Raw genomic sequence first — 7,801 nt, forward strand, 5'->3', positions numbered from 1 at the left:
TTTTAGCTATGAGTTTATGCCCATAGCGCACGCTACCAAAACATCCGGGAACGTGAGAGCCCCTCTCTTTTAAGGAGGGGATGAAACGGACGCGACGGGTTTTAACCCGCCGTGTCCCTCTGCTTAGGTTCAGGAAATTTGGCTATTAGACTTCTGACCAACTCAGATGGAGTCATCCCACGCCGTTCTGCTTCTTGCTTTAATTGCATTTTTTCAAATTTATTAATTCGGATCATCAATCGTTCGTCTTTCATTTTTGGAATACTATTTGCGCGCACGAATGTTCCGATTATAGTAGGAGGCAATCAAATGTACAAGACGATTCCAGTAAAAGCCAACTTGACAGAGGAAGAGCAAGCTTTTTGGGTATTTCAGTGCCAACAAGCGAATAGTCTGGTAAATTGTGCTATCTATTACTCCAAACAAAAACATTACACCTGGTTAGAACAGCAAGAAGAAGCTTTTACGACTTACTGGCGAGAGGATGATCTTAGATATGGGTGGAAAACCTATAAATGCAGTGTCAAATATGCCGAACTCTGCAAGAATCTAAAAGAGAATCCTCACTATAAGGCGATGGCAGCTCAGTCGGCACAACAAACTCTCAAGACTGTAGCCGAATCAATCAATAGCTACAATCAGTTAGTCGGCCATTATTACAAGGGAAAAGTCGATAGACCAAAACTGCCAAGATACAGAAAGAAAGGCGGATTGGCAGCTGTAACTTTCCCTAGACAAGCTCTTGGTTATAAGTCAGGGTTGTTCTACCCTTCGATCAGCAAGGAAACAAAACCTGAGTTGATCACCGAGATTACCCTGGAGCCGCCGGACTTTATAGATCCGGACTGGGTAAAACAGATAACTGTTCGTCCGTACCTTGGGCAACTTTGGATCGACTGGGTAATTGATGACGAGAAGCAACCAATCTCTGATAACCCCAACCTCGACTATTCCCAAGCGTGGAGTTTTGATCACGGCGGGACGAACTGGCTGACTGGGCTTTCAACCCTTGGCAAGAGCCTGATAATTGACGGTCGAAAACTCAAGTCAATGAATCAGGGGTACTGCCGGTTAGTCGCCAAGTACAAACAGGGGAAACCAGAGTTTTACTGGGATTCCAAGCTAGATCGAGTGCAGCGGAAACGAAACAACCAGATACGGGATGCGATCAACAAAGCTGCTAGATTCATTATCAATCGGTGCTTAAATGATCGCATTGGAAACCTAATTATCGGCTGGAACGAAGGACAGAAAAGCCGTTCTAATATGGGCAAACGTGGCAATCAGAATTTCGTAGTCATCCCGACCAAGAGACTAATCGAACGGCTGAAACAACTTTGCCCTGAGTACGGCATTAAACTAACAATTACCGAGGAATCGTACACCAGCAAAGCGTCTTTCCTTGACGACGATCCATTACCAAAATATGGTGAAAAACCCAACGGGTGGTTTCCGTCAGGATGTCGGGTAAGGCGTGGTTTGTATAAAACTTCTGAGGGATACCTGGTAAATGCCGACTGCAATGGTGCGGCCAACATTGCCAGGAAAGTAGCCACACAGCTAAATATAGACCTAGCTAAGGTGGGTAGAGGGAGCTTGACACTCCCACACCGGTATGAAATTTTCAAGTCACTGAATAGATCGTACCGCACAAGAAGTGTTCGCGAAGCGTCGGCGAAAGCCGATAGAGGCGCGGTTTCAACCCGCCTCGTAACAACCTTGTAGAATCCCCCGTGCTTCAGCCGGGGGAGATGTCAAATGAACAGCTTATGCCCATAGCGCACGCTACTTGAGTGGCCATTGGCCAACGACTGACCACTGACGGCTGACGGCTGACGGCTGACGGCTGACGGCTGAATGCTAAGATGACTTAGGTTTACGATCATAGAGGTGATTAATGACAATTCCTTTGCTAGAGTATCCGCCCTCAACCCAAAATCAGCGGGTCGCTGGATATGAGGTGTCCGGAGATGAGCAGCCTAAACTATACACTACAGCTAATCTTCTCTCTCCATCGGAAATGGATGAATTGATTAGGGCAGCCTATGGTCAGATTTTTCATGAACAACAGATTCTCAAAAGCAACCGCCAAACTTTTTTAGAATCACAGCTGAGATTTGGTCAAATCACCGTGCGCGATTTCATTCGTGGTCTAGCAACATCTGAACCTTTTTGGCAGCGCAATTATCAGACCAACAACAACTACCGTTTTGTCCAGATGTGTGTACAACGCATCTTGGGGCGTGATGTCTACAGCGAGCGGGAGAAGTTAGCTTGGTCAATAGTGCTGGCTACTAATGGGTTACAAAACTTTATTGATACTCTGCTCGGTAGCGACGAGTATCTGGAAAACTTTGGTGATCACACCGTGCCTTATCAGCGGCGACGGATCATAGCCCAGCGTACTCAAGGGGATCTACCCTTTGCCCGGATGCCTCGTTATGGGGAAGACTATCGCACCCAACTGCAACAGCTAGGTTACTTCAAATACCAACCAATTGGTTTCAAAACCTATTATCCTCCTGCCTCAGTGCGCTTTGTAGCAGGAGTACTCACTAAGGCAGGGGCTGTAGTCTTACTTGGGGGAACAATGGCGATCGCCTTAGCCGCCTGGGGTATTATCAGCCTGTAGCTTTGAGTGTAGGTTTGATAAGAAATGTTACTAACCTGCTAACAGTTAGAGCAATTAGCAGGAGTGAACAGCTGACCTGTGTCTTGACCAGAAGGTCAGCAACCAAGAGGCTTCCAGCACCAATGTGGAGCAAATCCACAGGGTAGCAATGGCAAGCCAGTTCTGATCTGCCATTGCAATCAGACATCAAAAAATCTTAAACTCTTAACAAGATGTAACGAATAAAGGCTCGACATCATTGTATAAAAGTTACCTGAAGGGTAAATAGTGACAGGCGAAAGCCAACCAACCGGTTGACACACAGCATTCCTAGGTCTCTCACCAAAACGTGAAGTTTTGTAATTTTTCTTAACGATCCGTTTTGTTACCAAACTCATGGGACAAAGACTAGGACAAAGACCAAAAAAGAGAGATAGGAGTATTAGCTGTGGCTGGAGCATGTTCTATGCCTTTCCCGTTTCAAACTGCTTGATTCAGTTTGATTCAGTCTGAGTCTGTTTAACTGAAGCCCGTTTTGAAACAAAACCAACTAACCTAGGAGATTCCGTCAATGTTTGATGCGTTTACTAAGCTTGTTTCGCAGGCTGATGCCCAGGGTCAATACATTAGTGCTGACCAACTAAGTGCTCTTAGCGCTATGGTGAAGGACAGCAACAAGCGGATGGATGCAGTTAATCGCATTACCAGCAACTCTTCCACCATTGTGGCTAACGCGGCTCGCTCCCTGTTTGCTGAGCAACCCCAGTTGATCAATCCTGGTGGTAATGCCTACACCAGCCGTCGGATGGCTGCTTGCTTACGCGATATGGAAATTATCCTGCGCTATGTAACTTACGCCATTTTTGCTGGTGATGCTAGTGTGCTGGAAGACCGCTGCCTGAATGGTCTGCGGGAAACCTACCTAGCTCTGGGAACTCCTGGTGCTTCAGTGGCAGTGGGTGTAGAAAAGATGAAGGACGCTGCGATTGCGATCGCTAACGACTCCAATGGCATCACCCCTGGTGATTGCAGCTCTCTGATGGCTGAAATTTCCAGCTACTTCGATAAGGCAGCTGGTGCGGTTGCCTAAAAAACTGAAGGTTAGTAAAAGCTCATCGAAAATGTCGCAGAGTCTACCAAAAACTGTTATGATTTGTTAGACTTAAATTAGGGTAACACTGACAGGGATTATTATGTAACTTAAATTAAAGCCGAAAACCAAGGGTTTAATAGTTGCGCTCTCTATCCCGGTGGAACCAACTGTTTTGACATTTTTATGGCGCTTGCGGGATATTCCGTCAGAGCTTTGGGAGATACCCCCTGGATGCTATTGCATCTTGCATTGGCGAGCTAAGGTCTGCCTTTGGTAGACTTTGGTAGCTAAAAAGTATCGGCATATCACTTGCTGTCTAACAATCACAACTTCAAACGTTTTTGAAAACTTGACAAAATATTAGGGAGATACCTAGACAATGAAAACCCCGCTTACAGAAGCCGTCGCTGCTGCTGACGCTCAAGGTCGTTTTTTAAGTAATACAGAAATCCAGACTGCCTTCGGTCGATTCCAGCGGGCTACAGCTTGTTTAGAAGCGGCAAAAGCCTTGACTGCTAAAGCCTCAACCTTGACTGACGGTGCAGCCCAAGCGGTGTATAACAAATTCCCTTACACCACTACCATGCCTGGACCAAACTACGCATCTGACAATACAGGCAAGGCAAAATGCTCCCGTGATATCGGTTACTATCTGCGTATGGTTACTTACTGCCTAGTTGCTGGTGGTACCGGACCGATGGATGAGTACTTGATTGCTGGTTTAGCTGAAATCAACCGTACCTTCGAGCTGTCTCCGAGCTTGTACATCGAAGCCCTCAAGTACATCAAGGCTAACCATGGTCTAAGTGGTCAGCCTGCTAATGAGGCAAATAACTACATTGACTACGCTATTAACGCCTTGAGCTAATTGCTCTTTTGGCCCGGAAAGGTCAGCAGGTGTTAGCAAGAACTAGCGTCTGCTGACCTTTCCGGGCATTGTTTTGTCTATACAGTTTGTCTATAGCAAAGGGAGCAGGGAGCAGGGAGTAGGGAGCAGGGAGCAGGGAGTAGGGAATATGGCATCAAAAATGCTCACCATTGATTTAGGTACCCTATATCTACCAAGTAATCAGATCAATGATGAAGAATAAAGTAAGAAATTGGTAGGTTTTTTGAGGAGACAGGAGACAGGAGCGTGCGTAAAATGAAAATTAACAAGTTTAAATTAACAAGTTTAAATTAGCAAGTTAAAATGTTGCAGCCTAGTCTTGAGAATTATGTTGAGACTGATAACTCTGAGTCATTAACTGTAGAGCAAGCGATCGCAAATCTAAAAGGAAACGACCAGGGGCTTCGCTATTATGCAGCATGGTGGCTAGGAAAGTTCCGAGTCCGGGAACCACTGGCAATTGATGCCCTAATCGCTGCGCTAGAGGATCAGGACAACCAGACAGAATTAGGAGGATATCCTCTGCGCCGGAATGCTGCCAGGGCACTGGGCAAACTAGGAGACCATCGAGCTGTACCTGCGCTGATTAATTGTTTAGACTGCTCCGATTTTTATGTTAGGGAAGCAGCGGTACGATCTTTAGGGATGTTAGGGGATCGTGCCTGTATTCCCAAGCTGATCAAACTGCTAGACGGAGGTTTAGAAGCAGCCCAGCCTATACTCGGAAGTCCCCACCTCGCCCAACCCTACAATGCTGTCATCGAAGCCTTGGGGGAGCTTGGTGCCACCGAAGCCATTGACCTAATTGAAGTATTCCTAGAACATCCCAACGAGTTGGAACAGTATGCCGCCGCACGGGCGATGTACCAGCTAACTCAAAACCCTACTTATGCTGAACGTTTAATCAAAGCTTTGAAAGCTGATCAAGTGCTACTGAGGCGAGCAGCTCTTTCCGATCTCGGGGCAATTGGTTATTTACCAGCAGCCGATGCGATCGCTCAGACCTCGGCAGAAAATAATCTTAAGCTACTCGCCCTCAAAGGAATTTTAGAGCATCACTTAGAAAACCATCCTACTGATGGTTGCTACCTATCGGAGACTGCAATTAAAATTATAAACTTGATGGATGGTCTTCTATGAAGTGTGAAGTTTAAAGCATGAAGGATGAAGGATGAAGGATCAAGTTTCAAGAATCAAGGATCAAGTTTCAAATAATTTTATCTAATCATTTATCTAACAATTTTATCTAACCATTTATCTAACCATTACTCTGCCACTGGTGGGTTTTGGGTAGAGTCGATGCCTGGTATTAACCAGGGCACCTCTCTTTCAAATCCGTACGTGCGGCTTTCACCGCATACGGCTCCTAGGTATCACTGCTCCAATGTAATTGTTGATGACAACTTTGGTGGACAGCCATAAGGTTGTCTTTCTTCCAGTTATCATGATTTCTGTCGATGTGGTGGAGGTGAATCCTTTCCTCATCTGTGAATTTCAATCCACAATATCCACAGGAATGGTCTTGCCTTCTTAAAGCCTTGGAGGTAGCATTATCGTATAATTTGGAGTTCCGTTTACTCCAGTAGATTAAGTCCCCGTCGTATGGGGACTTAGTTCCCTTTACATTTACGTGTTGATTTTGTTCGTACCCTACAGCTGGAAAGGCTTTCTTGCATAACTCTTTAGCTTTGTACCGATTCACCTTCTTTTCCTTTCGGAATTTTCGGTTGGCGGTTTTGGCTATATACCAGAGATTATCTCGGAGACTGCTCATGTCACAGCTTTTATGGTAATTCCTCCATCCACGTACGATTGGTGCTAGTTTTTTGGCTTTAGTTTCGGCACCATAATTCGAGCTATTGACTACGGCTTTAATCTTCCTACGTATGTTCCGGTGGTTTTCCTCAGAGGGAATGCATCGGAATTTTCCGTTTTTCTGGACGCGAAATTTCCATCCTAGGAAGTCAAATCCGTTTGTCGTTTTGGTTAGTTTGGTCTTTGCTTGGTTAACTTCTAGGCCGCGTTGGGCTAAGAAGTTATTCACTTTTTCTAAAATTTTATCAGCATTGTCTTTTGGTTTGAGAATGAACACCATGTCATCCGCATAACGGATGCTGGGGTGTATATTCTCTATTCCGTCAAGCGCGATGTTGGCGCTTTTGTGGACTGACCACCCCACCTTGGGGCGTTCCTTGCTCCGGGAATTCCGGATTGATGCCTGCTTTTAGACATCTGAATATCCCCATCTTCAGACCCGCAGGTGCTAGCAATCTATCCATAATGGAGCTGTGGGATATGCGGTCAAAACACTTTTTAATATCTAGTTCGATTATTCTCTTGTTGATACCGTTTTTGTTGGATGCCAGGTGAAGGAATAATCGTTTTTGTGCGTCTTGGGCACATCGACCTGTCCTGAATCCATAACTGTCGGCACTGAACGTTGCTTCATGGGCAGGTTCTAGAGCGAACTTTACTAGACATTGCCATGCTCTATCTTGGATAGTCGGTACTTTCAACATTCTCGTACCTCCGGAGACGAAACCTTAGAATAGGGCAGCCTTTATGGTTGGTCGGCTATGGGCAAAAGGGTCAAAACTTTATGATTAAGGCTGCCCTATTCTTGCGGTAACTTCTGACCATCTTTCTTAGGTATTGGGATTTCCCTTAACCCTTGGTGCATCCAATTTTCTGCACTGGAGCCTAGTATTTTAAGTACCTCAAACCGTTCTTTGTAGGTTAAAGATGCTTTTCCGTCTACTCCGGCGGTTCTTTTTCCTTGGTTGAGCTGTGTCACTTGTCGGATGGCCAGTAGTTGTGCTGAACGGGATTTCAGAATCAGTTTTTGCAGAGACCGAGCTTTCCTCAAGTCGCCAGCTTGAACTGCTTTATATACACGCTTTTGAAGGCGGAAAAGGTTTCTGCGGAGTTGTTTCCACTTTTGGCTTTTCCATAGGTCACTGTATTTCATACGTGTCTACCCATACTCTTTTAAGGTTTGTATATTCTGGATACCCGCCACCAGTTTTCATTAAACTAAGCCAGGGAGTCACCTCACAGCTGACTCGTCTCCAGAACCGGACGTGAAGTCGGGTAAGGTTTGTAGATTACTCTACTCCCCTCCCCTAAGAACCGGACTTGACAGTTACCCATCATCCGGCTCAAGCCTTACTTCAAGCCTTCTGCTTGGTTTTCTTTTTGCCATGAAGAA

At 45.6% G+C, this 7,801-nt stretch carries 11 protein-coding genes; 6 read left to right on the forward strand and 5 right to left on the reverse strand.

Annotated features, from left to right (window positions below):
* Positions 1–101 precede the first annotated feature (101 nt).
* A complete protein-coding gene (locus tag F6K49_RS02460; protein ID WP_293025446.1) occupies positions 102–254 on the reverse strand; it encodes a CopG family transcriptional regulator in 153 nt (50 codons plus the stop codon).
* A gap of 55 nt (positions 255–309) precedes the next feature.
* Here F6K49_RS02460 and F6K49_RS02465 point away from each other — a divergent pair, with 55 nt between their 5' ends.
* Positions 310–1,725: a transposase gene (locus F6K49_RS02465; RefSeq protein ID WP_293025447.1), complete on the forward strand. Its 1,416-nt coding sequence runs from the start codon at positions 310–312 to the stop codon at positions 1,723–1,725.
* Positions 1,726–1,754: 29 nt separating this feature from the next.
* Here F6K49_RS02465 and F6K49_RS02470 read toward each other — a convergent pair whose 3' ends face one another.
* Positions 1,755–1,886, reverse strand: a complete 132-nt coding sequence (locus tag F6K49_RS02470; protein ID WP_293025448.1) for a hypothetical protein — start codon at positions 1,884–1,886, stop codon at positions 1,755–1,757.
* Positions 1,887–1,897: 11 nt separating this feature from the next.
* Here F6K49_RS02470 and F6K49_RS02475 point away from each other — a divergent pair, with 11 nt between their 5' ends.
* The 5 genes from F6K49_RS02475 to F6K49_RS02495 all read left to right on the forward strand — a co-directional run bounded on the left by F6K49_RS02475 (position 1,898) and on the right by F6K49_RS02495 (position 5,733).
* Entirely contained in the window at positions 1,898–2,632 is a 735-nt protein-coding gene (locus tag F6K49_RS02475; RefSeq protein ID WP_293025450.1) for a phycobilisome rod-core linker polypeptide, read from the forward strand.
* A 550-nt stretch (positions 2,633–3,182) separates the two neighbouring features.
* Positions 3,183–3,701 (forward strand): phycocyanin subunit beta, encoded by a 519-nt coding sequence (locus F6K49_RS02480; RefSeq protein WP_293025454.1) that lies wholly within the window; start codon positions 3,183–3,185, stop codon positions 3,699–3,701.
* Positions 3,702–4,083: 382 nt separating this feature from the next.
* Positions 4,084–4,572, forward strand: a complete 489-nt coding sequence (cpcA, locus tag F6K49_RS02485) for a phycocyanin subunit alpha (protein WP_293025455.1) — start codon at positions 4,084–4,086, stop codon at positions 4,570–4,572.
* Between the two features lie 73 nt (positions 4,573–4,645).
* The gene (locus F6K49_RS02490) at positions 4,646–4,795 is read left to right on the forward strand and encodes a hypothetical protein (RefSeq protein ID WP_293080163.1); all 150 of its coding nucleotides are present in this window, start codon (positions 4,646–4,648) and stop codon (positions 4,793–4,795) included.
* Between the two features lie 101 nt (positions 4,796–4,896).
* A complete protein-coding gene (locus F6K49_RS02495) occupies positions 4,897–5,733 on the forward strand; it encodes a HEAT repeat domain-containing protein (protein WP_293025456.1) in 837 nt (278 codons plus the stop codon).
* 226 nt (positions 5,734–5,959) lie between these two features.
* Here the strand turns inward: F6K49_RS02495 and F6K49_RS02500 are convergent, their stop codons facing one another.
* The 3 genes from F6K49_RS02500 to F6K49_RS02505 all read right to left on the reverse strand — a co-directional run bounded on the left by F6K49_RS02500 (position 5,960) and on the right by F6K49_RS02505 (position 7,561).
* On the reverse strand, positions 5,960–6,772 hold the full coding sequence (locus F6K49_RS02500) for a reverse transcriptase domain-containing protein (protein WP_366514116.1): 813 nt from the start codon (positions 6,770–6,772) through the stop codon (positions 5,960–5,962).
* Positions 6,732–7,112: a reverse transcriptase/maturase family protein gene (locus F6K49_RS53180; protein WP_366514117.1), complete on the reverse strand. Its 381-nt coding sequence runs from the start codon at positions 7,110–7,112 to the stop codon at positions 6,732–6,734. Before F6K49_RS53180 ends, F6K49_RS02500 begins: the two co-directional genes overlap by 41 nt.
* 95 nt (positions 7,113–7,207) lie before the next feature.
* Complete coding sequence (locus tag F6K49_RS02505) at positions 7,208–7,561, reverse strand: reverse transcriptase N-terminal domain-containing protein (RefSeq protein WP_365940187.1); 354 nt, start codon at positions 7,559–7,561, stop codon at positions 7,208–7,210.
* Between the last annotated feature and the right edge of the window lie 240 nt (positions 7,562–7,801).

The organism is Moorena sp. SIO3I6, from assembly GCF_010672095.1.